The organism is Prosthecobacter gellanilyticus, from assembly GCF_007992435.1.
Classification (GTDB): Bacteria; Verrucomicrobiota; Verrucomicrobiia; order Verrucomicrobiales; family Verrucomicrobiaceae; genus Prosthecobacter; species Prosthecobacter gellanilyticus.
Map to the genome: position 1 here is coordinate 160,501 of NZ_BKAG01000005.1, position 25,612 is coordinate 186,112.

Below are 25,612 nucleotides of genomic sequence, written 5' to 3' on the forward strand. Positions count from 1 at the left end.
CGCAGTTCGCGTCACTCAGGAGACGCCGGAAACCAGCGCGCCTTGTAAAGTCGTTCGTTAGGCGGATTGATCTCGCCCGCAGGTGCCAGGAGGTGAATGCTGCCGCTCCACCAAGCTTTGTCGCTCGCCTGGATAAAGACGGTCCTTCCGGTGACCGGATGTACGTTCACGCACTTCACCAGGCCCTTGTCACCCAGTTCCGGATGCAGACGGAAAGCCGCCTTGTCGCGATCAAACAGATACACATGGCTGTGAGTGCTCACGATCAAATCAGTACCACTCGGCATCGCCTGCAGCTCATGCCCATCCTCATCCGGAAGCTCATGACTTGTCTGCATCAGGAGCGATGGCTTGTCACTCTCCCAGTCCTTCAGCTCATAGCGGCGCAGCTCTTTGAAGCCGAGCGCCCACAGGCACTTCCTAGCTTCATCCCACACTACCCCATGCCCGGATGGCAGCGGCGTCTCATACACAGGTTCATCAGACCTCGCGATGTCAAAGACCACCAGCTTGTTGCCCGTTCCTCCGGTGGATCCCGCCACTACCACGCGTTCGCGCGGCAGCAGCTCCAGGGAGTGCGCACTCGTCACATGTCCATGCCAGAGCACCTTTCCCGATGGATGCTCCACCAGCGCGCAGCCACTGCCAGAAGAAGAAATGAGCACCTTCTTCCCGCCATCCACCGGCTTGCAGTCATCCGTCGTGCCGAATCGCTTGCGTTGAGCCTCCGGCAAATCCTCGCGATCCTTTGCCTTCCAGCTCCAAAGCTTCTCAAAGCTACCCTTCTCCGCAGCATCAGCATCGATCACGAAGACCTCCCCCATGCCACAAAGCATGAGGGAATGAGGTGCAGGCTCGGCAGCCTGTGCGCTGGTCAGCAGCGCGAATAACAAGAGATTCTTCATGGCTGGCGTTCGGTGGCTTTGATGAGTTTCGGCTGTGGCCGCTTCTTCCACGCCGTCACATCCTGCTTCAACACCTCCACCGCCTTGTTGAGCTGGTGATCCGTCGGATCTCCCGGCTGTGGCCACACCACGTAGTCCGGTCTCGCGCCATTCAGTTCCATGTCCTGGCCATCTGAAAGCACATACCAGCCGCGAAAAGGCAGCCGCAGCGTGCCCACATCCATGATCGTGGTCGCCCCCGTGCTGATCACACCACCCGCCGTCTGCACTCCCACGATCTTCCCGCGCTTCAGCGTCTTGATCGCATGGCTGAAGACCTCCGCATTGCTATAGCTGTTCTGGTTGCACAGCACCACGATCGGCTTCTGCCACGTCGCATAGATCATGCGGTCCTGCGGATAGCCCGGTGTGCTGCTGCCACGTGGAAGGGCGATCGCATGCCGCGGCTGCATCAGCGCTGTCAGCAGATGATCCGTGGTGGATCCACCTCCATTCTCACGCACATCGATGATGAGGCCATCCTTGCCAGCTCCCGCATGATAAAGCTCCTCCTGGAACTTCTGGAAGCTCGCATCATCCATCGCGCTGATGTGCAGATACCCTAGCGTGCCATTGGAGGTCTTCTCCACCGCCGCGCGGTTGTCCTCAATCCACCCATCATAGAGCAGACGACGTGCTGTCAGATACGTGATCGGACGCAGTGTCACATCACGCTCGATCTCCCCGCTCTTCACGCGCAGCAGGATGTCACGCTCGATCGGTCCATTGAGCACCTTGCTCATGTCCATCGTCGGACTCACTTCCAGGCCATCCACTTTCAAAACAATCTCACCCGCGCCAATGCGGCTCTCCTGCCGCGTCGCCGGGCTTTTGGGAATCACATGCCGCACCTTCCATCCCGGCCCTTCAAAGGTCGGATCAAAGCGCAGCCCCAGATGTGCCGTCTCCTCACGCCAGCCGCTCGTAGGCGGGGTGGTCGAGTTCATCGTGAACCCGAGATGGGATCCATTCAGCTCGCCTAGCATCAGCCACACGCACTCCGTCACGCCGCTCATCGCAGGCGCTTCAGCCGCCATGTCGCGATACTTCGCCCTTACCGCGTTCCAGTCACGATTGCCGTGTTTCTCATCGTAAAACTGGTCACGCATGACCTGCCAGCATTGGTCAAAGACCGCGCGTTGTTTGTCCGCGCGTGAATAAGCCTGCTGCGCCCGGAAGCTCATCGTCTTCAGCTCACCAGTCTTCGCGGAGATCGTCGCCGGCTTGCCGTCGAGCAGTCCTGCCAGCACATCATCACCCTTGATCCACACCGTGTTCGTCAGCACGGCTGTTCCGACCTGCTTCGGCTTCAGATCATCTGGAAACTCCACCGTGCGCGTGACCTTCTTCTCCTCGACCTGCGATTGGAAAGCCAGCTTCTTGGAGTCTGGTGACCACACCAGCGAGTTCTCCCGGGTGTCAGCGATCTTGATCCGGTGGATGCGATCATGAATGCCTTCAAAATCGATCGTCAGCGGCTTCTTCTCAGGGGGCTTCGGTGCTTCCGGCTTGGCCGCGACCTCAGGCTTCTTCTCTTCCTGTTTCTTCTCCTCCGTCTTGGGTTCCCCGGCCTTCGGTTCATCCGCTTTGGGTGCCGCCGCAGGTTCAGCAGGCTTGTCTTCCTGCTTCGGCTCGGCCTTCCTGGTCACAGTCACGCTTTTGGTTGGTAGAGAAGGCTTGGAGCCCTTCGCGATCTTCTCGCGCGCCTTCACCAGCGTGCGCTGGCGCTTCGTTTTCTCATCGTCTTGAGCCAGCAGGTTCACATAAAACACATCCACCTCGTCGATCTCACGCTGCCCTGTCCACGCGATCATCTTCCCATCCGGCGACCACACCGGACGCGAGTCATTGTTCGGATGCCGTGAGAGGTTGAAGGGAGGTTTCGAGCCATCCAGCGGCATCAGCCAGATGTCATCATTGAACCACTCATCCTCCTGCGAGTAAGCGATCCATGCCCCATCCGGCGAAAACGAGATGCTCACTGGATTCCATGACTCGATGATGCGCTTCGCATTCTTGCCGTCTGCATCCGCCACCATCAGATCTCCGCGCTCACGCAGCCAGGCCAGCTTCTTGCCATCCGGCGTGAACTTCGGCCGCTCATCCGCTTCCGGATCATCCGTGACCTTCGTCAGCGTGAAAATGGTGTTCTCAAACCAGGCCTTCTTGCGGTCATCCGGCACTGCTTTCCAAATATCTGTCTGTCCCTGCGCATCACTGATGAAGACGAGCGATTTCCCATCCGGCGCAAACACCGGCTCGCGCTCCTCCTCGCCCGTGTGCGTGATCTGGCGTGGCTCCTTCAGCTCCGTGTCCATCACCCACACATCACCACCTGAGACAAAAGCCATCTGCAGACCGTCCTGCGTGTAGCTGATGTCCGTGGCCTTCTCCAGCACCACGCGTGTCGTCTCCTGCTCCACATCCGTCGCCGCATCGATCTCGATCTTCAGCGGTTCCTTGTCGCCGGGATGCCATTGATACAGGTCAAAGCGCACCCGGAACACCAGCGTCTTGCCATCGCGTGAGATCGCTGGGAACACCACTAAGTCATCTTTGAAGTGCGTGATCTGTGTGCCCTTGCCGTTGGTTAGGCCGCGCTCCCAAAGGTTGCCGTTCTTCACAAAATAAAAACCCTGGCCGTCAGGCTTCCACAGCGGCCAGCGGTTCTCACTTTCATCACTGATGATCTGCGTAAAGCTCTTCTCCTCGCGGTTGAAGAGCCAGATCTGCCCGGCACGCGCACCCTTGTAACCCTGCCGCCACCAGCTTTCGGAGCCCTCACGCATGAAGAGCACTTTCTTCCCGTCGGGTGAGAGCACCGCATCCGTGCCATAGTCATCAAAGAGAACGTTCTCAGCCTTCCGCTCATTCGCATCGATGATCGCGATGCGTGCCGTGCGTGATTCACGTCCCCAGGAGAAGTCCCGCGAAAGGCCCACCACCAGCCCCGTCCCATCTGGAGTCCACTCACGCACATCGCAGCCGTCCGTGTGCCAGGTGAGCTGCTTCGGTTCGCCACCATTCACAGGCATTGTGTAAAGCAGCTTGCTGCCCTCGCGTTCGCTGTTGAAGGCAATCTGCTTGCCATCGGGCGAGAAGGCCGCGCCTGACTCCAGCGCGGAATGTGAGGTGAGCCGTGTCGCCCTTCCTCCTTCAGTGGGTGCGCTCCAGATATCCCCATTCCAGCCGAAGGCGATGGTCTTGCCATCCGGTGACAAGGCAGGCTCGTGAGCCAGCTTCACAGGCTCGGCATGAACGAGGAGGCCTGTGCAAACAAACAGGGGTGCGAGAAGACGTGAGGACATGGTTGGGAGTATCATAACGGTCTCAACATTCAGTCACGTTCACCGCGAGACCACCGCGTGACGTTTCTTTGTATTTCGTGCTCATGTCAGCGCCGGTCTGGCGCATGGTCTTGATCACCTTGTCCAGTGAGACCCGGTGCGTGCCATCGCCACGCAGCGCCAGCCGCGCCGCATTGATAGCCTTCACCGCGCCCATGGCATTGCGTTCGATGCACGGCACCTGCACCAGCCCGCCGATGGGATCACAGGTGAGCCCCAGATTGTGCTCCATGCCGATCTCCGCCGCGTTCTCCACCTGCGGCACTGTGCCACCCAGCGCCTCGCATAAAGCGCCTGCCGCCATGGAGCAGGCCACGCCGACCTCACCCTGGCAGCCCACCTCAGCACCCGAGATGGAAGCATTGAGTTTGTAGATCATGCCAATCGCGCCAGCGGTGAGCAGAAAGCGCACGATGCGGTCATCATCCGCGCCGCCATGCACGCGCACAAAGTAGTGCAGCACCGCCGGGATGATCCCCGCCGCGCCATTCGTCGGGGCCGTGACCACACGACCGCCGGCCGCATTCTCCTCATTCACCGCCATCGCCCACAGGCTGACCCAGTCTAGCACGGTCAGTGGATCACGCAGCCCAGCTTCAGGATTCGCGCTCAGTTCACGATGAATCTTCGGCGCACGTCTCTCCACCTTCAATCCACCAGGAAGAATGCCTTCACTCTGGCAGCCGCGCTCCACACAGGCATGCATGGCCTTCCACACCTTCAGCAGAGCCGCGCGTGTTTCCGCTTCGGGTCTCCACGCTGACTCATTCTTCAAAGTCATCTCGCTCACACTCAGCCCTGTTTCACGGCCCAGCCGCAGCAGATCATCTCCCATCTGATAAGGGTAGGGAAGCTCGCGCGGCTTCGTGCTCAGGGCATCCAGCTTCGCCGTCTCCTCATTCACCACAAAACCGCCGCCGATGGAGTAATAAACTCGGCTCAGCAGTTCATTCCCATCCGCATCCCGTGCGATGAATCGCATGCCGTTCGGATGCTCCGGCAGCGACTCCAGCCGGTGAAACACCAGATCCTCTTTCTCATGAAACGGCACCTCACGTGTGCCGCCTAACATTAAACGCTGCTGCGTTCGGATCGCTTCGATCTTCGTTGGCACCGCGTCCACATCCACACCTTCCGGCGTCTCGCCTTCCAGTCCCAGCAGCACCGCCTTGTCCGTGCCATGACCTTTGCCCGTCAGTGCCAGTGATCCATACAGATGCGCCTCCACGCGCGCAGTCTTGTCAAAGACACCCGCTTCGTTCAACCGCGCGACAAACCGGTTCCCCGCACGCATCGGCCCCACGGTGTGGGAGCTCGAAGGCCCGATGCCGATCGTGAAGAGGTCCAGTGTGCTGATGCTGGCGGCCATGTTATACTTCCTCGAAACACTGTTTGTCGCGGTTCTTGCGCACCTTCCTAGGATCAAAGAGGCGGCCGTTCATGGAGAGATACACCCCTGGCGGCAGAGATGAGACCGCGCCGATGGCCATGCCGATGTTAAAAGTCGCATCCGTGCTGCGAAAGCGCGCCGGCTGCATGGCTCCCGTCAGCACGATGGTCTTGCCCGGCACATCACAGAGCAGGCGACCTGTGTCTGCCATCGTGTCCGTGCCATGCGTGATCACGATGCGCTCGCAAGGACTTGCCAGCACACGCTCGCGGATCGTCTGCCGGTCCGCGTCGGTCATCTCCAGGCTGTCCTTCGCCAGCACCGGCTCGATCTCATACTCAAAGGCAACGCCCGCCTCCTTCAACACTTCCAGGACCTGTGGCGAGCCGATGTGATACTCGCTCTTCGCATCGAAGTAGACTTTGTCGATCGTGCCGCCGGTGGCGATGAAGTGGATTTTCATGAGGTTTTAAACTCCGAGCATCTTCTTTACCTCAACGAAGGCATTCACGGCCATCTCCAAATCACCACGTGTGTGTGCCGCGCTGATCTGCGTGCGGATGCGCGCCTTGCCCTGCGGCACCACCGGGTAGCTGAAGCCGATGACGTACACACCGCGCTGCAGCATCTCGTCCGCGAACTTGGAGGCCAATGCCGCATCCCCCAGCATGATCGGCACGATGGGATGCACCCCCGGTACGATATTGAAACCTGCCTCCGTCATCTCCTGGCGGAAAATGCGCGTGTTCGCCTCCAGCGTGTCACGCAGCTTCGTCGAGTGCGTTAGCAGATTCAGCGCCGCGATGGATGCGCCCGCGATGCTCGGACAAAGCGTGTTGCTGAACAAATAAGGCCGCGAGCGCTGCCTCAGCAGCTCCACGATCTCTTTCTTCCCGCTGGTGTAGCCACCACTCGCACCGCCCAGCGCCTTGCCCAGTGTGCCTGTGAGGATGTCGATGCGGCCCATGACCTCGCAATGCTCATGCGTGCCACGGCCATGCGCGCCCATGAAGCCCACGGCGTGTGAATCATCCACCATCACCAGCGCCTGATACTTGTCCGCCAGATCACAGATGGCCTTCAGCGGCGCGATGAAACCGTCCATGGAAAACACTCCATCCGTGGCGATCAGCTTGAAGCGCGCACCCTTGGCATCGGCAGCGATCAACTGCGCTTCCAGATCCGCCATGTCACAGTTCTTGTAGCGATACCGCTGCGCCTTGCACAGGCGTACGCCATCGATGATCGAGGCATGATTCAGCTCATCACTGATGATCGCATCCTCAGGCCCGAGGATGGTTTCAAACAGTCCGCCATTGGCATCAAAGCATGAGCCATACAGGATCGTGTCTTCTGTCCCTAAAAACTCCGTCAGCGAAGCCTCCAGCTCCTTGTGCACTCCTTGCGTGCCGCAGATGAAGCGCACACTGGCCAGTCCATAGCCCCAGTGCTCCAGCGCCTCATGCGCCGCCTGCCGCACCTTTGGATGCTGGGCCAGACCGAGGTAGTTGTTCGCGCACAGGTTCAGCACCGCCGCGCCGCCATTCGCGCGCACCAGCGTGCCCTGCGGCGTGGAGAGCACGCGCTCACGCTTGTAGGTGCCTGCGGCGCGGATCGCCTCGAGCTGGTCCGCGAGATGGTTGGTAAAGGCCGGGTTCATGGTTGCCAATATACTGGACGCACATCCTTTATCTTGGCAACTATTCTTTTTTAAAGGTTGCCGGTCATTCGGGCCTAACCAGGTCTCGCCAGCCGTATCGCACCGCTCGTTTTCAGGGGATGCGCAGGCTTTCCACGCTGCGTGCAGACCAGTTTCCCGTCCTCTATCAGCTGTGCCGCGACGTCCCGCACCTTGGGCATCAAAGGCCGCCAGTCCTTGCTCAGCTTCCTCGCCACTTCCGACGGACAAAAGGTGGCTCCGTCACTGCGCGCCGCAGCGAATTCGAGGAAGGTGCGACGGATATCGGAGGCCTCGCTCATGGGTTCATCCGCCAAAGCGTGAAGTTCAGGAAGGAGGCAAAACTCACCCAGGCAAGGTAAGGTACGAAAAGCAGGCCCGCAGGCGTCGAGACACGCCAGAAGGCACGCAGCGTCAAAAGAATGGCCAGCCACATGGAGAGGATCACGATCAGCGCCGCACCGAGTTGATGGGCACCGAAGAACACCGGCGTCCAGGCCGCATTCAGCGCCAGTTGTATGACATACAGCTTCAGCGCATGCCCCTGGCCGCCTTTGCGCCAGACAAGCCAGGCCGCTACTGCCATGCAAAGATAGAGCGCCGACCACACTGGCCCAAAGATCCAGTTCGGTGGATTCCACTCAGGTTTCGCCAGGGACGCATACCAGGCGCCAGGCATCCAAAAAGCACCCGCAGCTGGGGCGAGGGCGGTCAGAGCGATCCATCCGAGCAATCCGAAAGTTTGTTGGGAGGCTGAGCGTGTCTTCATGTGGAGGAATCGCACGCCGCCCGGAAAGAGGCTGCCTGCTTCTGGATGGCTTCCCGGTCTCCTGCGGAGAGGCGTGAAAGGTTTTTGAGCTGCATTCCCATTCGCTGGTTCCGCCGCAGCACCGGTTCATGCTGGAGCAGATAGTCCCAGTAGAGGGTGGTGAACGGACATGCACGTGGTCCGGTGCTCTGGGCAGGATCATACCGGCAGCCCTGGCAGTAGTTGCTCATTCGCTGGATGTACTTTCCGCTCGCCACATAAGGCTTGCTGGCCATCACGCCGCCATCCCCATACTGGGACATCCCCAGCGTATTCGGCAGCTCCACCCACTCCACGGCATCCACATAGACGGCGAGGTACCACTCGTGTACCCGGCGCGGCTGCACGCCATAGAGCAACGCAAAGAGTCCGGTCACCATCAGGCGCTGAATATGATGCGCATAGCCAAGGCGCAGCGTCTGCGTGATGACATCCCGGAGGCACTGCATGTCCGTCTCACCCGTCCAGTAAAATGCCGGCAGCTCGTGCTCTGCATGCATCGCGTTTCGCTCGAGGTAGCCCGGCATGAAATGCCAGTAGATGCCGCGCACATACTCCCGCCAGCCGAGGATCTGCCGGATGAAGCCCTCCACCGCTTCCAGAGGTGCCAAGCCATCTTTGTAAGCTTGCTCCGCTGCCGCGATGACCACACTCGGATGAAGAAGCTTCAGGTTCATCGCCGCACTGAGCCGGGAATGATACAGCCATGGCTCGCTCGTCCACATCGCATCCTGATAGCGGCCAAACTCAGGCAGCCGGTGAGTGATGAAGTCTTGGAGCGCTTCCCGCGCCTGGACCACCGTCACCGGCCAGTCAAACTCCACCAGTGATCCCGGATGGCCGGGGAAATGCGCGTCCACATCTGCAATCACGCTTTTTGTTAGCTCATCAGGCGTGAAGCGCCTTGGCGGTATGCGCAGCCCCGGACCTTCTTTGCCAAACGAGCCCCGGTTGTCGTGATCAAAATTCCATTGTCCACCCGCAGGCTTTCCTGCCTCCATCAGCACACCCGTGTGCTGCCGCATCTCGCGGTAAAAGAACTCCATGCGGAATTGGGTTCGCCGTTCCGCGTGGCGCTGAAACATCTCCCGTGAGCAGAGGAAGTGCCGGTCGGTCCTGGCTTCCAGCGTCACTCCCATCTCTGCTGCCACTTCCTCGATCTCTCTTCCCACGCTCCACTCACCAGCCTCCACCATGATGAGACCTTGGGGCTTTAAGCGCCGGATCGCGCTTCGAAGCTGCTCCGCGAAGGTTTCGCCACCGGGCTCGCCGAGCTGCCGGTAATCCACCGTGATGCCACGGGCGCGCAGGTCATCACGAAAGTGCCGCATCGCTGCCAGAAACACCGCGATGCGCGCCTTCGTGCTCCAGACCTTGGTCGACTCATGTTTCACCTCCGCCATCCACACCACGTCCCGGCTCGCATCCAGGCCATCGAACGCTGCCGATTCAAGATCGAGCTGATCGCCGAGGACAAGGATGAGACGTGAAACAGAGAACATCACAGGAAACTACCGTCTGAGCCGCTGGTATGGATTCAACTTTCCCACCAAAGACAGGACCTGAGCGAAGCGATCCTGAGCAGCACAGTCTGCCAGACTGTGCTGCGGCATTCCAAAAAGGCTTCCGCAATGCGCTGCCTTATCTCTCCACACGCAGCCTTGCGAAGCGCCTGTCCACACCTACTCCAGCTGGCACAGTGACCTTCAGTTGCTGCGTCGTGCCGTGGTCACTGAGCACCTGAGGTGCGCCGACCCCAGCCGTGCTCCAGCTTCCTGACGCGAGGGTGTCGCTCCATTCGACAATGAGCGTCACGTCCGTGGCGGTCTTGTTCCAGGTGAAGACAAACTCGATCTCGTTCGCATTCTTCGTGGCTGCCGCAGGCACCGCATCACCCTTCGTCGGATCCATGCGTGTTGCATATTCCATGACGTTCAGCACACCGTCGCCATCATTGTCACCGGTGTCACTGGCCAGGCCTGTGTTGTCAGTGGTGCCGTAGTTGGTGTAGCGCCATGTCTCAATCGGCGTCAGCTTGGTGAGCACCAGGTCATTTCCATCACCACCCGCATAGGTGATTTTGAAGGTGTGGCCATCTTCCGCAAACACTGCGCCTTCAGCGAGACCGCTGAACGTTCCGCTGATGGGGCCCGGACTCGTCTTGTTGATCAGCGTGAAGCTTCCCGCTGCCAGTCCTGGTGCCGCGATGATGTCCAGATTGCCTGCAACGGCCACCGTGCCACCTACCGTGAACTGGTCATAACCCGTGCCCGCTGTCGCACCATTCAAACGATGGCGCAGCGTGGCGCTTGGGGTCTGCGTGAGGTTTGAGGTCGTGCTCGGCGCGCCTTGAGGTGACAGCACGGCGGTGTTGTTCGTCGTGACATGACTCATCAGGCTGCCGCTGAGGACAAAGGTGCCCGCATTGATCGTGGTGGCTCCCACATAGGTGTTCGTTCCGCCGAGGCTCATGGTCCCGCTGCCAGCCTTGATGATGACGTTGTTGCCCTCGCCGGTGTTGGTGATCGGACCGCTGAGCGCGAGGTCGGTGTCAGCCGAACCATCATTGACGGTGAAGGTGCTGTTGTTCTGCCGGAGCGAGATCCGGCCACTGACGTTGCTGGTGGTCGTGGCGGCCGCGCTGGTGACGATGGTGGTGCCGCCGCCGAAGAAGTGGAACATGTTCGCGGCGTTCCCGCTCACCGCCTGCAGGGTGCCGCCGCTCATGTTGATGGTCACCGTGGCAAGTGTGAGGTTGTTCGCGCTCACATGATCCAGCGTGCCGCCGTTGACATTCAGCGTGTTCACCTTGGTCCCCGCGGTATAACCAAAACTATCCACTGCGTTGCTGCGGATCGTCGCACCTGCATTGATGGTGACGACGCCCCGCACGCTGCCGTTGCCGCCGCCGCCGTTGAGCTGCAGTGTGCCAGCATTGACGATCGTCGGTCCGGCGAAGCTGTTCACCGCGTTGAAGATCACGCTGCCATTGTCCTGCGTGTAGCTGCCGCTGCCAGTCATGGCTGCAAGGGTGAGAGTGGCCGAGGTGTCACGGTTCACGATGATCGATCCATTGTTGGTCCACGTGCCTGCGCTGAGAGATCCCGTGGCGCCTCCACTGCCCAGCTGCACAGTGCCCGCCATCACCGCGTTGGTACCGGTAAAGGTGCTGTTCGCCGTGATCAGCATGGTGCCCGCTCCGCTCTTCACAAAGTTGCTGACACCTGGATAATCGCCGCTGCCATCCGCAAAGCCTGTGCTCACCGTGAGGTCCACGGCAGTGCTCGCCGTGGCATCTGCCACGGTGATCGTGGTCGTGCCAGCGCCGCGCAGGTGGTTGAGCTTGCTGTTGCTGCTGCTGATCGTGCTCGCCGCGGTTCCGCCGACGGTGATGTCGCCGAGCATCTGGTAACCCTGATACTGGCCCGTATCGCTGGCATTCTGCGTCAGCACGCCACCATTCAAAGTGACATGGCCGATGACGTTGAAGCGCGAGGACTGCATGGTGCCGCCATTCACGACAATGCGCGGCAGGCTGCTGGCGCTGCCGCCGGCCCCGATGAAGATGTTGTTGCTGGTCCAGTCCATCGTGGCGCCGCTGTTGATGGTGATCGTGCGCGAGCCGCTGTTGTTGCCCAGATTGCCGCGTGGCGCGCCGGTGCCGACCAGGCCGTTCGCACGCAGGATGCCGGCTTGCACGATGATGTCGCCCCCGAAGGTATTGCCGAGATTGCTCAAGAGCAGCGCCCCTGGACCGGTCTTCTCCAGGCTGCTGTCCGCACCGCTCACGACACCGCTCAGGGTGCCAAGGGTGGAGACCGTGGGCACCTCGACCCGCGCATGAGACACCAGACTGACCGTGCCGGAGGCCACCGCATTGTTGTCAAAGCGCAACGCGCCAAAGGGCACCGCCGTCGTGGCATTCGTGCCACCGAAACCGGAGATCGAAAGAGCATTGGCAATGTTGATGCCACCTGCGATCCACAGCGTGCCGCCTGCTCTCACGGCCGCGGAGCCCGTGCCCAGCGCGCTGGCATCATTCACGACCAGCAAACCTTCATTGACGTGCGTGCCGCCAGTATAGGCATTCGTGACTGTGCCAGTGCCTGTGTTACCACCGATGGCAACACGGCCTGGTCCGCTCTTCACCAGGACGAGCGGTGTCGCGCCATTGTCTTCAATCCGCACGCGGATGCGCATGTCGGTAAACGTCTCTGGATTGTGTGGTGTGTGAATGAAGAGCTCGCCGCTGGTCATGCCCGTGGTCAGCTTGCCACCAGCGCCTGCGCTGGTCTGCATCCAGAAGCTGGCATTGCGCAGCATGAGACCACCGCTGCCGATCACCAGCTTCGCGCCATTGTTCAGAAGGATGTCGTTCTGCTCGATGATCGAGTTCACTGTCAGCAGCGGCACCGTGCTGCCATCCACGGTCTGGTTGCTGTTCACCAGGAAGTTGTCCGTGCTCGTCGCCGTGTTGAAGGCCTGGTTATTCAAGGTGCCGCCCGCGGCAGCGCTGGCCTTGCCTGGCGTGGACGCCGCGAGGCCGTTCGCCGTCAGCGTGGCAAACGAATTGCTGAGGCTGGCCCCGTTGCCCGAACCCGCGACGGCCCAGCCACCGAGGATGCCATTCGTGTTCGCCGCCGCGAGACTATTGATATTCGTGATCGTCACGCGACCGAGGTCACCCGTGCCGCCCAGCGTGCCAAAAGCACTGCGCGCCTCCAGTGTGGCACCCGTGGCACGCGTGAGATTCGTGATGGCCAGCGTGTCTCCCGCGGCACCACCTTGCGGTGCCGCCGCGAGGCTGTTACCACCCAAGCCGAGCGTCAGGTTCGTCACTGTCGCCGTCTGGTCGCCATTGGCATTGCTGCGATACATGATGCCGCCACCATTGAGCGTGACAGCCTGGGATCCTAGTGGTGTGGCCGTGCCTGAGGTGAGCTGCAACATGCCGCCGCGGAACAAACCGCTGTCGTAGGGATAGGCCGTCGTGGCTGGAAGACGCACACCCGAGCCATTGACCGTCACGCCGGCCGTGCTGCTGCTGAGGTTGCTGCCGTTGAGATTCACCACACCGCTGTTGATCGTGGTCGTGCCCGTGTGAGTTGGTGACGTGTTCAGCGTCAGCATGCCGGTGTAGAGATTGCCCGTCGTAGCATCCACACCCAGAGCGCCAAAGCCCAGCGCCCCACCCGTCAGCGTGCTGCTGATCGTGATGCTGTCGCCATTGCCCGCACGGATGCTGCCGCTGGCCAAACTGCCACCGGTGAGGCTGAAATTGCCCGTGGTCGCATCGATGTTCAGCACACCCGTGTTCATGTTCATCGCACCCGTGAGCGTCACCGCTCCGCCGGTGTTGGTGAAGTTCAGCGTGTCATTCTGGTACCAGTAGATCGGGCCGTTCATCACGCTGGTGCCGGTGATGCCGACCGTGCTGTCCCAAGTGATGGCATTGGCAGCACTGTTGTTCACGGCGAGCGTGGTGCCCGTGCCAAAGATGCCTGGAGACACACTGACATTGTCAAAGGTCGCATTCCCTGTCACCGCGCCATCACCGCTGCTATGCACGAGGCAGAAGTAAACACTCGGCGCCATGGAGATGACATCACTGCCGATCAGCGACCAATTGGTGCCATCCGTGGAGGTGAAGCTCTCGATGTAGGGTCCGCGTCGGCGGATCTTCACCCAGGTAGGCAGGGTCCGGGTGCCTCCGCTGTTGCTCACCGTCGTGCCGCCGGTGGTCATGCGCCGGTTGAAGAGCGCCTGGTTGCCATACGTGATGAGCGTGCTGCCATGCTTCGAGCCCGCATCCAGCGTCTCGCGCACCATCACACCCGCCTTCGCATTGGCGTTGCTGTTGGAGATGGAGCTTACCTGCGCCACCAGCTCGCCATCACCGGTCATGAGCTGATACGTCGCCGCATGCATGCTGTCGGCCGTGCCACCGATGTCCGCGCCATTGCCGCTGACGATGTAGGTGCCGTTGAAGTAGCTGGAATCACCCGCGACCGTGACCGTGCCGATGTCACCCTTCTGCCATGGTGATGGCAGCGGATCACCCGGTGGCTGCACCACCTCGTTGATCCATTGCTCGAGCACCGTCATCGCATCCTGATCCACCAGGGACTTTGCCACCGGCGGCATCTTGTGGTTGGCCGTGGCCGTGCCCATGCGGTGATGCATGATGCTGCGGTCGATGCTCTGCGGCACCAGCACCTTCGGTGTGTTTGTCAGGCCCAGCGTGCTGCCCACGAAGCCATTGACGATGCCCGTCTGCGCCAGCGTGAGCTCATAGCGCCCGTCCCAATACGCATGCACACCGCCGCCGGTCGTCTGATGACAATGCGAGCAGTTGGAATCCAGATACGACCTCATCCTTACCTCGGCAGAAGCTGTGGTGTCAGACAGCGCCCGCATCTTCGAAAGGTTCGGAATGTCCCCCTCGGCAGGTGGCGTGTTGAAATAGCCAGCATGAGCCCAGGCACGCAGTTGGTTGTCCGTCACGGTGGATCCTGTGCCATTCAGCGCGGCAGCGAAAGCATAGTTACGATTGCTCTGCGCGGTGTTTTGACCCAGCACCAATCCTGACCCTGGGCGATGGCACTGCAAGCAGTCCGCCTTGCCTGGATAAAACCACGTCTGGGTGCGCTGCAGGTTCAAATGAAAGCGCGTGGTGGTGGCTGTGCCCGTCGTGTTGGAGGTCGTGGCCATACCCAGGTAAATCGTGGAGGGCATCGTCTGTGTGCGGCGGCCGTATTCCTTCCAGGTCGTGCCATTGTCCGACCAGTAGTGAATGAAGGTGTTTCCCTCACGTTTCAGGCGTAACCAAGTGTTCGGAAAGCTGACCCGCGGATGCGGAAGCTGCGGATACGTCGCCGCGCTGGCTCCGCCCACGGTGGCACGATACTGCAGCTCATGCCCGCCGTTGTTGTTGTTGCGCGCCGCATTGTTGGGGAAGACCATGGCATACACATGGGGAGAGTCCGCATCCAGCGTGCTGCGCGCCATGATGCCCGCCTTCGTGTAGCCCGCCGCGGCGCTGAGAGATTCGATGCGCACCTTGGCATCGAAGTCACCCGTCTTCTGCCCATGCAGGAAGCGGAAGTTGTCGCTGTTGTTCCAGATGTCACCGCTGCGCACGGTCACTTCATATCCCGTACCGATGTTCGTCGTCGCTGTGTCAAAGACCTGCGCACCAATATCCGTCGAGGTGAGGCTCAAGCCCATCTCAGAAGTGCCGTTGATGGTGATGTCCTGCGTCTCGCTGCCGTTCACGATGTCGGCATCCGTGCCATCCGCGCGCCATTTGTAAGTCACGCCATACACGCCGCCCTGGTCGTCACGCACCAGCACGCGGGTTTCCAGTCGCTTGCGAGTGGCCGGGTTGTTGTCATCGACCGGCAGCTCGAAGTGCTTCAGCCACACGCTGCCCTGCGGGAAGCTGTAGTTGCCCGTGGCGGCGTAACTAATTGTTTGTCCAGTAGGAATGGCAAACCAGCGGCTCTTGTGCGCGTTGTCACTCCAGAGCGGCGTGTTCACATCATAGGGGATGAAGCTGCTGGAAGGGGTGATGTTCGGCACATCGCTGAACAAACCCGTGGCGGAGAGTGTGGCGGGCATGGTGGGCGCGGGCGCGCCGCCGCGCTGCAGCTTGTAGATCTGCGCGGAGGTGGTGCCGAGCTGGCAGATGTAGAACTCATTGTCATTGTCCGTGCCGAAGTAGGAGATGCCGCGGTAGTCGCTGCCGCTGTTCACGCCATTGCCCTCCGGCACCGTGCAGAGGAAGACCTTGCTCTTCGGCGTGGTCGACTCGTCGAGATACCACATGTTGCCGCTCACGTTGTCGCCAAAGATGTACTTGCCGCCCAGATCACTGCCAAACTCACCCGCGCGGTAGATGCGCCCGCCGATGACCGCCGTGCCATCACTGCGGCCGTAATCAATGATCGGCCGCTTGTTCACGCCGATGTAGGGCTGCGTGAGATCGCCGTTCAGACCTTCGATCCGGTTCCACTGGAAGTTCAGGGCGCTTTCTCCCGGATCCACCACACTGACTTCCTCCCTTGTGCCCTCGCCCACATCACCGATGAAGGCACGGCCGCTGGGCACGTCATAGGTCATTGAGTGCGGACTGCGCAGGCCCAGGCAGAAGATCTCCTCCATCGCCCCCGCCGTGCCGACAAAGGGGTTGTCGTTGGGAATATAATAGTTCGCCGTGCTGCTGCCCGCAGGCGTCACCGGTTGTTTCGGGATCGGATGACTCACGCTGCCACCCGTCATGTTCACGTCGATGCGGATGATGCTGCTGCGGAAGTTGTTGGTGATCTGCTGCGTGTTTCCGCCGTTCACATCATCCCCAAACGTCATGTGCAGGAACCCCGTGGCCGGGTGGAAATACATGCCGCCGCCTGCATGCCAGAAATTGTTGGAAATCAGGTCGATCATCACCTGCTCGGACCCCGGATCGATCTGCCCCGTGCCATGATTATAAGTGAAGCGCGCCAGACGGTCCTTGTGCGTCGTGCCATTCGTCGGCCGTGTGGTGGGACTTCCGACCACCGTCCCCGGTGTGACCCACATGTAGTAAATGTAGATGTATCCGTTTGTGGCGAAGTCCGGATGAAAGGCGATGTTCATCAGCCCCGCATCATCCCAGCCCTGGCACTGGTTCGAGATGTCGAGAATCTGTGTCTTGTGCGTGTTGTTCAGTTCCGTAGCCGTGAAAGGCGCCGCCGCATTCGAGAGCGATGGCCGTGGCACCACGTGGATGCGCCCCTCACGCTCCCACACCACCAGCTTGCGCGCATTGGCAGGCTGCCCGGGCAGCTCCTGCACCCCCATGATGTTTTGGAAAGTCAGGTTCGGAAACGCAGGCACCGCAGACCACGAGCCGGAGAAGGCCGGCAGATTCGTCGGCAGGGTGCCGCCATTGTACGCCGTGAAGTTAGGCCGCGTGGCGATGCCGTAGTCCTGGGCAGGGGAGAGCACGGGAAGGAGGGCAAGGGCGAGCAGGCTGCGGAGAGTGCGCATGACGTTCGGTCGGGAAAGCTGACGGGGTGATGAAAGGGGAAACCGGATGCCTGTTCGGGGTAGACCAGGCATCCGGACTTGCGACCGGGAGCAAGGGAATCAGAGAAACCCTTGCTGCCCTACAGCAGCCGCAAGAAAGCGAGACGGGAAATCGAGCCAACAACCTCGGGTGAGGTCATTGGGCGGAGGTTTTTCCAATATTGTGGAATCCAGGACAACCCTTTCGACAGGCTCGACTAGTCGGAAAAACCGACTAGTTTCAGCTTCATGCAGCTTCTCAAGCGCCAGTCCCTGATCGACCAGGTCGCCGGTCACCTCCGTTGTGGCTTTGAGTCCGGCCAGTGGCAGGGCCGTCTTCCCGGCGTCCAGCGTCTGGCCACCGAGCTGGATGTTTCGAAAGACACCGTCCGTGCCGCGCTGAAGCTGCTGGAAAAGGACGGCACCCTGAAGCCGCAGGGAGCCGGTCGCTGCCGCGTCATCCCAGCCCAACGGCCTGCTCACCAATCCCAGCGCAGCCTCCGCATGGCCATCCTGCTGCCGGTGCCGCTGAAGGATGACAACGCCCACTCTCACCGCCTTATCCTCGGTGTTCAGAATGCGATTGAGTCGGATGGTCATGCCTGCACCATCGTCACTCAGCCGCCAGATGGCAGCCTGCGTCGTGTCACCCAATTGATTATGCAGACGGAGGCAGACGCCTGGGTGATTTATGCGGGCCATCATGAATTGTTGAAGTGGTTCACCACCAAGCGCCTCCCGGCGCTCGCGCTCGGCGGCCGTCCGTTGGACCTTCCTATCGCACGTTCACGCACCATCCTTGTGGAAGCCATGAACCAGTGCGTGGATGCTCTCATCGGCCTGGGTCATCGGCGCATGGTGTTGATCGCTCCGCAGCTCTGGCGCCAGCCCACGCCGAATCACACGGCTGAGGCGCTGCTCTCACGTCTGGCCCTGCACGGCATTCCTTCTTCCGAGTACAATCTGCCTGCCTGGAACGAAACACCTGAAGGCCTCGAGACACTTCTCAAAGCCCTCTTCTTTGCCACACCGCCCACAGCTCTGCTGCTGGCCGAGCCCATCTACTGCTCCGCCGTGCGCGCCTGGCTGGGCGAGCACGGCCTGCATGTGCCGCGTGATGTGTCCCTGGTGAATCTGCTGCCGGATCCCGTCTTCCAGATGCACCTTCCCGTCTACACAGGCTTCAACTGGCCGGAAAGCGTGCACATCCACCGCATCCAGCGCTGGCTCGGGTCACTCCTCTCCGGCGAGCCGGATCTCGAAGACTACGTCGCCTATGCCACCTTCCATCCCGGCGGCACCATCGGTCCGACGAGAGGCAATGTTCGTTAGGCTCGGTCTATTCAAACTCACCCCTTCATCGCGGACGAAACCCCATTGGAATGGGGTTCAACGCCGGCCCGGCCGTACCACCCCATTCCAATGGGGTGGCGCTGAGGAGTCCGATGGATTCTGATTCCATCCATCATTTCGCGACCTTCTCATCACCATGGCTGGAGGAGTCCTTCAGCTTGCCCACATTTGCCTGGGTGCGGTCACTGAGGAAGGACACAAGGTCACGCAGATCACGCGGTGGCAGGGAAAGGGCCATCGGCGGCATGGCGGACATCGGTGGCGTGATGGCCTTGATCTTCGCTCGCGGGAGGGTGACCTCTTTGTTGTCCAGACCAACCACGGTGACGTTGTCCTTGTCCTCCTTGGGAATACGGCCCGCGATGAGGCTGCCATCCTCCAGCGTGATGCTGGAAAGGCCGTAACCCTGCGCGATCTCGGCGTTCGGATTCACGAGAGACTCGACGAGCTTCTCGGGCTTCAAGCGCTCCGCCACCACCGTGAGCGGCGGACCCTGCACACCGCCTTCTTCGCCGATCTTGTGACACTGCAGGCAGGCACCTTGATTGCGGAAAACCACCTCCCCCTTCTTCACGTCACCACCCGTCATGCTCAGGCGTGGCACTGCATCCAGCGCCGTGGCGGCAAAGGCTCCTGCTTGCTCTTTCGCGGCATTGTCAGAGGACGTTTGCAGCGCTAGGAAAAGGTCCAGCCAAAGCTCCCGGCGCAGCCCTGAGCTCTCACGCTTGTTCCAGCGCTCCAGAGCTTCCACCGGATGCAGTGTGGCAATGATCTCCAAGCCTGCACGAGCAGCCGCCAGCGGAGCCTTGTCCGCCGCACGACGTGCTGCATCCGCGATGCCATCCACCTTCATGGTTAGGCCATGACGAAGCGCCGAGGCGGCGACTTCACCATCAGCATCCGCCAGACGTGCCGCCACCACGGCACGAGCCTGATCCGGCGCGCTCTTCACCAGGCTGTCGAGCGCTGCCACACGCACGCTGGCATCCAGCTTCGCATTGGCGATCTGCTCTTTCAGCGTGGCCTCTCCCAGCACCAGGTCGGTGGCATCGGCCAGCTTCAAAGCCAGTGCCGCAAGCTGCTGCGGAGGCTTGGAGTCGAGGAACAGCTTCAGCTCGGCACCGATGGTACTGCCCAGTGTTTTCATGGAACGTGCATCACCGTTGATCGGGCGATAGCCACCGAGCACTGGATCCGCCGTGATACGCTTTTCCCACAGGCGCAGGGCCTGCAGCGCCGCTTCACGCACATTCAGCTCCAGCGCTCCGTTGCTCGCGATCTGCATCAGGCGCTGAGCATGAGCCGCCGTGCCACGACGATAGTTCGCCGCGATGACCCGACGCTGCACGGTCGGTGGCAGTTGCGTGGCCTGGAGATCCAGAGATGCGATGGCATCACCCGCGGCACCATCCACCGCCTTTGTGTCATAGATGGCGCGCACGGCTTCGGTGCGAATCTGCGCATCCGCATCTGTGAGGAAGCGCACCAGCTCGGCGCTCTCATGCCGGCGAAGGTAAAGCAGCGTCATCAGACGCACTTCACGCTGTGCGTCCGCAGCATGAGCCAGTGCGCTTTCCACCGTGCTGACGCGGTCCAGCGCGGCGAGGCAGGCATGACGCAGCACCGGATCCACCGAGCCCTGGGCATTCGCGGCGACGAGTTGATAGAGCGCCTTGATCACTTCCTGATCTCCAGTCTTCGCCACACGGCTCACCGAGATGGCGGCGAGCGAGCGCACACGTGCGGATTCGTCCTTCAGCATCTCCAGCAGACGGGCGCGGGTCTCATCGCCGTTGGCTTCACCCAGCACACGGGCCGCATTCGCACGCACTTCGGGTTCTGCATCACGCGTGAGGCTGATCAGTGCTTCCTGCGCCTTAGCGTCATCCTGGCGCATGAGCTGGCCCAGACCCCACACACCATGCAGACGTGTCGTCAAAGCCACTGACTTCTCCTTGGCGACGCTGGCGAGCGACGCCTGACCTTTGGCACCCAGTTTGACCAGTTCAAACTGCGCCATCTGACGCATGCGCTTGTCGGGATCGCTGAGGGCCAGCACCAGTTTGTCGGTGCTGTCTTTGGCCAAACCAACTTTGAATCTCTCCGCGCTCTTGGCTCCGGCTTCCTGAAGCTTCTTGTCGGTTGGAGTCAGCGCATGAATGGCGCCGTTGGTGTTGATGCTCCAGCCGCCGCCGAAGTCGCAGATGTAGATTTTGCCATCAAAGCCCAGCTCCACATCACTCATGCCCACGCCCGTGGCGATGGAGCGATCAGACTCAAGTGCGTAACCTGCGCCCGAAGGCTTCACGGCGATGTCGACCAAGTTGCAGCTCGTCACCGCGCCGCCGTAGTCAGCGAGCAGGAAGTGACCACGCAGATCGTTAGGCGCAGCATCGCCCGTCACATAGGTCACACCGGAGGGGCCGCGTGCCACATTGGCGGCCGGCGGATACACCCACTGCGGCTGCTCTTCATTGAAGGGTGCGAACATCTTCTCCGCCACCCACATGGACTTCGCGGGATGAAACTCCTCCCAGTCCAGCGAGCCCACATACTGGTGCGCGGATTGATGCCGCATGTCCCAGCCAGAGTCCGTGCCTTCCAGCGCATAGACCATGCGCGCCTTGTCACCGATGTCGCCCGTGTTGTCGAAGGTGAAAAGATTGCCCAGCTCATCAAAGGCCAGCTCGGTGGGGTTGCGCAGACCTTTGCAGAAAACCTCAAAGTTACTGCCATCGGATTCGCATCGGAAGATGGCACCCGTGCCGGGTCCGGAAAGCACACGGCCATCCTTCGTCGTCACATGATAGCCACGATCACCGACTGAAAAATACAGACGTCCATCCGGTCCACGGATGATGCCATGCAGATCATGACCGATGAAGGACACGCGCACACCGAAACCACTGACAAGCGCCTCGCTGCTGTCCGCCACTCCATCATCATTCTTGTCCGTCAGCTTCCACAGGCTCGGGATGCAGGTGAAGTACACGCCATCATCCTCCGGCAGCACGGAGAAGCCGATGCCGTCCAGCGGCTGATGAAACTGATCGCTGAAAAGCGCGCGATGATCCGCCGCGCCATTGCCATCGCGATCCTCCAGACGAATCAGACGGTCCGCCGTGTCTGTGAAGAAGCCTTCCGGAAAGCGGCCAGGGATGGAAGCATACAGCTTCGAGCGGTCTTCCAGGGTTTGGGATTGGAAGTCGCCACGGATGAACTCATTCACCCCGCGCAGATCAGGCACACCCTGCCAGAACCGGTTCACCTCAGCCACAAAGATGCGTCCCTGACGATCAATGCCGAAGCTGCCGGGATTCTCCACAAACGGGAAACGCACCCACGTGTGACCTTGCAGCCCATCGTGCTTCACCGCGCCGGAGAAGTTCTCCGGCTTGTTGTTCATCGCCGGCAGATCCTTTTCCGCCACGGTGGGCAGCGGCTTGTGACGCTGGGCCATCTCCTGCGCGGTCACGGCATGCAGCGCATGGGTTGAAGCCAGGAGGCAGAAGGCGGAAAGTGAAGCAGCGGATCTCATGTGAGGGGTCCGCAATCTGGTTTCAGCTTCCGCCGAAATAAAGCGCTGTTTGCTGTTTCGCGGATCAGGAGGTCCTCATGGCCTTTTCATCAGGTGACGGCATCGCGGCGAGGGCAAAAGCCGCGGCTGCCGCCGTGAAAACGGAGTAGTTCAGCGGTGCCTTCACCCCCAGTGCCACCACCATGGACACGCCGAAGCCTAACAAAAGCAGCATGCTGCCATAGGCCGCGAGCCGAGTCTGCCAGCCTGTCAGCAGCCAGACACCAAGCACGATCTCCGCCATCGTGGCCACCCAGGCTGCGGCCTGCACCGCCGTTTGGGGAAGGTAGAACAGCAGCGTGCCGGTGTACTCCACAAACGGCGGCCACGCACCCCACGCCACATTTGCCGCGCCGGGCGGACCGCAAAGTCCAAAGCGGTCCGCCACGGCAAAGAGAAAGGCCGAGGAAAGACTGAGCCGCAGAGCCCAGCTCACGGCGCTTGTGAGGGCAGGTGAGTTCATTTCTTCGGATGAGCGTCATGACCTTCAAGCGGCACGGAAAGCGGTGCACCCTTTGGATTCACCACAAAGGCGATGATGATGGTGGTGACTGATTTGTCCGGGTTCTTCGCCACCAGGTGATGACTGCCCGGAGGCTCAAAGAAGATGTCTCCAGCCTTCAGGACCTTGAGTTCCTCACCCTTGATCTGAAACTCCAGCGTGCCCGCTTCCACATACCCGGTGACCATGCCGGGATGCATGTGTGGAGGTGCCTCGGCACCCGGCTTGACGACGATCTTCTTCACCACCACCTCCTTGTCTGCGAGCTCAGGATGATCACGTTTAAAAATCTCCGTGATGGTCACAGGAGCTTCATCCGCGGCAGCAGCAGCGCCGAGGAAGGCAAACGACAAAAGGGCGAGGATGAGTTGGGTAGGCTTTTTCATGGTTGGATGGAGGTTCATCACCAAGTCAGACGATTGGCCTGCTCGATTTGTGACAGGTCTTGGACAATTCATGAAAAGTTCTCATGTACCATGTCACACATCATTTCAGACTCACCTGTGGATCGCAGATGAAACCCCATTGGAATGGGGTTCAACGTCTGGCTCGTTGGTACCACCCCATTCCAATGGGGTGGAGTTAGCAATATCACCGAGTCTAGAGTCACCCATCAAAGGTCACACCGTCACGCGACCTTCATCGATGTCGATGAACTCAAACATCGTCTGCACGGTGCCTGCAGGCAGACCGATCTCGGCAAGGCGCTCGTTCAGTCTCTGCGTGCCGGCATCGCGCCAGCCGCGCTTGAGCATGAAGCCGTTCCAGATTTCGATCTGCTCCTCTGTCGGCTTGGTGCCATTGGCGTAGGCCCATTCGAGCAGTTCCTCATCACTGCGCCCGCCTTTCAGCGCTTCAGCTTCCAGCGCGGCATAGTCGATCTGCAAAAACGAGCAGCAGCGGTTGTCAAAGCCGCCTTTCACCGCGCCACGCATGGGCTGCCAGTCGGCGGGCAGTTTGCCTGCGGCGTTGAGGCGGATCTTGTCCAGCATGCGGCCAAAGTAGACGAGGCCGTTGATTTGATCAGAGGGACTGCGCAGCCCGGGAATGAGAGTAGGGTAGGGGAGAGCCATAGAGAGACCCTACATACGCATCACCTTTCCACACGGATGATTCCATCGTGGGACTCTGAATATCCCGTTCCCGGGGAGATGCCCGCAGGAGTTTGATCTTGTCGGCGTTCTCTCCGCTCATCACACTTCCGCCATGGCACCCACACGTCGTCACTTCATCGCCGGACTCAGCACTGCGCTGGCCGCCACCTGGACAGAAACCCTGCGCGCCGCGCCGGATCCAAAGAAGGATGTCGTCATCGGCCATGGCACGCATCGCTACAAGGTGAACAAAGACTGGGTGCCCGCGGGGCAGGGGCGCTTTCACCCCATCCTGAACTGCCATGAGATGGTGCAGGTCAAAGACGGCCGCCTGTTCATGGTCGGCGACCATTGGGATAACCAAATGCTGGTCTTCAAGTCCGACGGCACCATCCTCGAATCCTGGGGCAGTGCCTGGCCGGGCGGACATGGCCTGACTTTGAGCCAGGAGAATGGAGCGGAGTTCCTTTTCCTCACGGACAGCGGCCTGTGGAAAAGCGGCGGTGGCGGCTATCGCCAGACAGGTCGCGTGACGAAGATGGATCTCACCGGCAAGGAAATCTTCAGCCTCAGTCATCCGATGATGGTCGGCGCCTATGAGCCTGACATGGTTTACAATCCCACCGAGGTCGCCATCGCTCCGAATGGCGACATTTATGTCGTGGATGGATATGGCTCGCAGTTCGTGCTGCACTACGATCATAACGGCAAGTTCATCAACCGTTTCGGCGGCAAGGAAGGCGTGCCCGAGGAACAGCGCCTGAACAACGCGCACGGTATTGCCATCGACACCCGTCAGGGCGCCGACAAGGCCACGGTCATCGTCACCTCACGTGCCGACAACTGCTTCCGCCGCTTCACGCTGGACGGGAAGTATCTCGAAACCATCGCCGTGCCGGGTGCCATGGTCTGCCGGCCCGTCATCGCCGGTAACGAAATGTATGCCGGCGTGTGCTGGTCCAAGACACCTGAGATCAACAAGCTGCCGCAGAATCCCTCCGGCTTCACCGTCGTGCTCGATGCCGCCGGAAAAGTTATCAGCGCCCCCGGCGGCAGCGAGCCCGTGTATGAGGATGGAAAGCTCAAACCCCTCACCCAGGCCGAGCGCATCTTTGATCACGGCCACGACGTCTGCGTCCTGGAAAACGGCGACCTCGTCGTCTGCCAGTGGAACGCTTTTCAGACTTACCCGATCAAGCTGGAGAAGGTGTGAGGGGCCTGAAGTCACGTGACTTTCTGGTTCGCCGGTTACAAAATACTGTCTAAATTCGCGTTCAGTTCGTTAGCCAGATCATCCAAGACTCCGTCCGCGCCCCATGAACTCTGAATCCATCACCCCCGCCGCAGTCGAAACCTCTCTCTGGAAAGGCAATACCTCTCAGTGGGTGCATTTTTGGTACTACCTCTTTTGCATCATTATCGCCGTTGGGATCGGCGTGGGCGCCACGATCATGGCCCCTGCGACGGCGGGGCTCGCTTACGTGGCGCTGGTTATTCCCTTGCTCATGTGGCTGATCCGCTGGTGGGTCACCAAGTGCACCCACTATGAACTGACCACGCAGCGTCTGAAGATCTCCACCGGCGTGCTGAACCGCCAGCTCGATGAACTGGAGCTCTTCCGCGTGAAGGACTACGCCATGGACCAGCCTCTGGCCCTGCGCCTCGTCGGTCTCGGCAACCTAACCCTCGTGACCAGCGATGCCAGCACACCCACCGTGGCCATGCGTGCCATCGCCAATGTCGAGGACGTGCGTGAGAAGCTCCGCACCGCCGTGCAGGCTGAGCGTGACCGCAAGCGTGTCCGTGAGATGGATGTCGACAATCTCGATCCAGGCGCAGCGCCTGCTATTGGTTGATATGGACTGCGGCAG

General features: G+C 60.6%; 16 protein-coding genes. 3 read left to right on the forward strand and 13 right to left on the reverse strand.

Annotated features, from left to right (window positions below; all coding sequences use genetic code 11):
- Positions 1–11: 11 nt before the first annotated feature.
- The 9 genes from BGE01nite_RS05505 to BGE01nite_RS05540 form a co-directional block, all read right to left on the reverse strand.
- Positions 12–905 carry a DUF6528 family protein gene (locus tag BGE01nite_RS05505; RefSeq protein WP_146849278.1) on the reverse strand — a complete coding sequence of 298 codons (894 nt, stop codon included), beginning with the start codon at positions 903–905 and terminating at the stop codon, positions 12–14.
- Positions 902–4,252 (reverse strand): S41 family peptidase, encoded by a 3,351-nt coding sequence (locus BGE01nite_RS05510; RefSeq protein WP_170266612.1) that lies wholly within the window; start codon positions 4,250–4,252, stop codon positions 902–904. Before BGE01nite_RS05510 ends, BGE01nite_RS05505 begins: the two co-directional genes overlap by 4 nt.
- A 22-nt stretch (positions 4,253–4,274) precedes the next feature.
- Entirely contained in the window at positions 4,275–5,660 is a 1,386-nt protein-coding gene (locus BGE01nite_RS05515) for an L-serine ammonia-lyase (RefSeq protein ID WP_146849281.1), read from the reverse strand.
- A gap of 1 nt (position 5,661) precedes the next feature.
- Positions 5,662–6,144: an asparaginase domain-containing protein gene (locus BGE01nite_RS29245; protein ID WP_174770036.1), complete on the reverse strand. Its 483-nt coding sequence runs from the start codon at positions 6,142–6,144 to the stop codon at positions 5,662–5,664.
- Positions 6,145–6,150: 6 nt separating this feature from the next.
- Positions 6,151–7,341, reverse strand: coding sequence for a glycine C-acetyltransferase (locus BGE01nite_RS05520; RefSeq protein ID WP_174770037.1), 1,191 nt, complete (start codon positions 7,339–7,341; stop codon positions 6,151–6,153).
- Between the two features lie 74 nt (positions 7,342–7,415).
- Complete coding sequence (locus BGE01nite_RS05525; protein ID WP_146849283.1) at positions 7,416–7,661, reverse strand: DUF3253 domain-containing protein; 246 nt, start codon at positions 7,659–7,661, stop codon at positions 7,416–7,418.
- Positions 7,658–8,128, reverse strand: coding sequence for a TspO/MBR family protein (locus tag BGE01nite_RS05530; RefSeq protein WP_146849284.1), 471 nt, complete (start codon positions 8,126–8,128; stop codon positions 7,658–7,660). Before BGE01nite_RS05530 ends, BGE01nite_RS05525 begins: the two co-directional genes overlap by 4 nt.
- The gene (locus BGE01nite_RS05535) at positions 8,125–9,669 is read right to left on the reverse strand and encodes a cryptochrome/photolyase family protein (RefSeq protein WP_146849286.1); all 1,545 of its coding nucleotides are present in this window, start codon (positions 9,667–9,669) and stop codon (positions 8,125–8,127) included. The genes BGE01nite_RS05530 and BGE01nite_RS05535 overlap by 4 nt, the downstream gene beginning before the upstream one ends.
- Positions 9,670–9,808: 139 nt before the next feature.
- Positions 9,809–17,197: a PQQ-dependent sugar dehydrogenase gene (locus tag BGE01nite_RS05540; RefSeq protein WP_170266613.1), complete on the reverse strand. Its 7,389-nt coding sequence runs from the start codon at positions 17,195–17,197 to the stop codon at positions 9,809–9,811.
- A 267-nt stretch (positions 17,198–17,464) separates the two neighbouring features.
- Here BGE01nite_RS05540 and BGE01nite_RS05545 point away from each other — a divergent pair, with 267 nt between their 5' ends.
- On the forward strand, positions 17,465–18,547 hold the full coding sequence (locus BGE01nite_RS05545) for a substrate-binding domain-containing protein (protein WP_146849290.1): 1,083 nt from the start codon (positions 17,465–17,467) through the stop codon (positions 18,545–18,547).
- A 133-nt stretch (positions 18,548–18,680) separates the two neighbouring features.
- On the opposite strand, the gene BGE01nite_RS05550 is transcribed toward BGE01nite_RS05545, so the two are convergent.
- The 4 genes from BGE01nite_RS05550 to BGE01nite_RS05565 form a co-directional block, all read right to left on the reverse strand.
- Positions 18,681–22,106, reverse strand: coding sequence for a PVC-type heme-binding CxxCH protein (locus tag BGE01nite_RS05550; protein ID WP_146849291.1), 3,426 nt, complete (start codon positions 22,104–22,106; stop codon positions 18,681–18,683).
- A 64-nt stretch (positions 22,107–22,170) separates the two neighbouring features.
- A complete protein-coding gene (locus BGE01nite_RS05555; protein ID WP_146849293.1) occupies positions 22,171–22,608 on the reverse strand; it encodes a DoxX family membrane protein in 438 nt (145 codons plus the stop codon).
- Positions 22,605–23,033 carry a cupin domain-containing protein gene (locus BGE01nite_RS05560; RefSeq protein WP_170266614.1) on the reverse strand — a complete coding sequence of 143 codons (429 nt, stop codon included), beginning with the start codon at positions 23,031–23,033 and terminating at the stop codon, positions 22,605–22,607. The genes BGE01nite_RS05555 and BGE01nite_RS05560 overlap by 4 nt, the downstream gene beginning before the upstream one ends.
- 234 nt (positions 23,034–23,267) lie before the next feature.
- On the reverse strand, positions 23,268–23,720 hold the full coding sequence (locus tag BGE01nite_RS05565) for a DUF5069 domain-containing protein (RefSeq protein ID WP_146849296.1): 453 nt from the start codon (positions 23,718–23,720) through the stop codon (positions 23,268–23,270).
- A gap of 133 nt (positions 23,721–23,853) precedes the next feature.
- Between BGE01nite_RS05565 and BGE01nite_RS05570 the strand changes: the two genes are divergently transcribed.
- Both BGE01nite_RS05570 and BGE01nite_RS05575 read left to right on the forward strand, forming a co-directional pair.
- Complete coding sequence (locus BGE01nite_RS05570; RefSeq protein ID WP_218032908.1) at positions 23,854–24,954, forward strand: NHL repeat-containing protein; 1,101 nt, start codon at positions 23,854–23,856, stop codon at positions 24,952–24,954.
- A 103-nt stretch (positions 24,955–25,057) separates the two neighbouring features.
- On the forward strand, positions 25,058–25,597 hold the full coding sequence (locus tag BGE01nite_RS05575) for a PH domain-containing protein (RefSeq protein ID WP_146849298.1): 540 nt from the start codon (positions 25,058–25,060) through the stop codon (positions 25,595–25,597).
- The last annotated feature ends 15 nt before the right edge of the window (positions 25,598–25,612 follow it).

Coding starts and splice junctions, on each gene's coding strand:
- BGE01nite_RS05550 (WP_146849291.1), bottom strand. CDS start 22,106: ATGAGATCCGCTGCTTCACTTTCCGCCTTCTGCCTCCTGGCTTCAACC.
- BGE01nite_RS05525 (WP_146849283.1), bottom strand. CDS start 7,661: ATGAGCGAGGCCTCCGATATCCGTCGCACCTTCCTCGAATTCGCTGCG.
- BGE01nite_RS05535 (WP_146849286.1), bottom strand. CDS start 9,669: ATGTTCTCTGTTTCACGTCTCATCCTTGTCCTCGGCGATCAGCTCGAT.
- BGE01nite_RS05515 (WP_146849281.1), bottom strand. CDS start 5,660: ATGGCCGCCAGCATCAGCACACTGGACCTCTTCACGATCGGCATCGGG.
- BGE01nite_RS05575 (WP_146849298.1), top strand. CDS start 25,058: ATGAACTCTGAATCCATCACCCCCGCCGCAGTCGAAACCTCTCTCTGG.
- BGE01nite_RS29245 (WP_174770036.1), bottom strand. CDS start 6,144: ATGAAAATCCACTTCATCGCCACCGGCGGCACGATCGACAAAGTCTAC.
- BGE01nite_RS05530 (WP_146849284.1), bottom strand. CDS start 8,128: ATGAAGACACGCTCAGCCTCCCAACAAACTTTCGGATTGCTCGGATGG.
- BGE01nite_RS05570 (WP_218032908.1), top strand. CDS start 23,854: ATGGCACCCACACGTCGTCACTTCATCGCCGGACTCAGCACTGCGCTG.
- BGE01nite_RS05510 (WP_170266612.1), bottom strand. CDS start 4,252: ATGTCCTCACGTCTTCTCGCACCCCTGTTTGTTTGCACAGGCCTCCTC.
- BGE01nite_RS05555 (WP_146849293.1), bottom strand. CDS start 22,608: ATGAACTCACCTGCCCTCACAAGCGCCGTGAGCTGGGCTCTGCGGCTC.
- BGE01nite_RS05565 (WP_146849296.1), bottom strand. CDS start 23,720: ATGGCTCTCCCCTACCCTACTCTCATTCCCGGGCTGCGCAGTCCCTCT.
- BGE01nite_RS05520 (WP_174770037.1), bottom strand. CDS start 7,341: ATGAACCCGGCCTTTACCAACCATCTCGCGGACCAGCTCGAGGCGATC.
- BGE01nite_RS05545 (WP_146849290.1), top strand. CDS start 17,465: ATGCAGCTTCTCAAGCGCCAGTCCCTGATCGACCAGGTCGCCGGTCAC.
- BGE01nite_RS05505 (WP_146849278.1), bottom strand. CDS start 905: ATGAAGAATCTCTTGTTATTCGCGCTGCTGACCAGCGCACAGGCTGCC.
- BGE01nite_RS05540 (WP_170266613.1), bottom strand. CDS start 17,197: ATGCGCACTCTCCGCAGCCTGCTCGCCCTTGCCCTCCTTCCCGTGCTC.
- BGE01nite_RS05560 (WP_170266614.1), bottom strand. CDS start 23,033: ATGAAAAAGCCTACCCAACTCATCCTCGCCCTTTTGTCGTTTGCCTTC.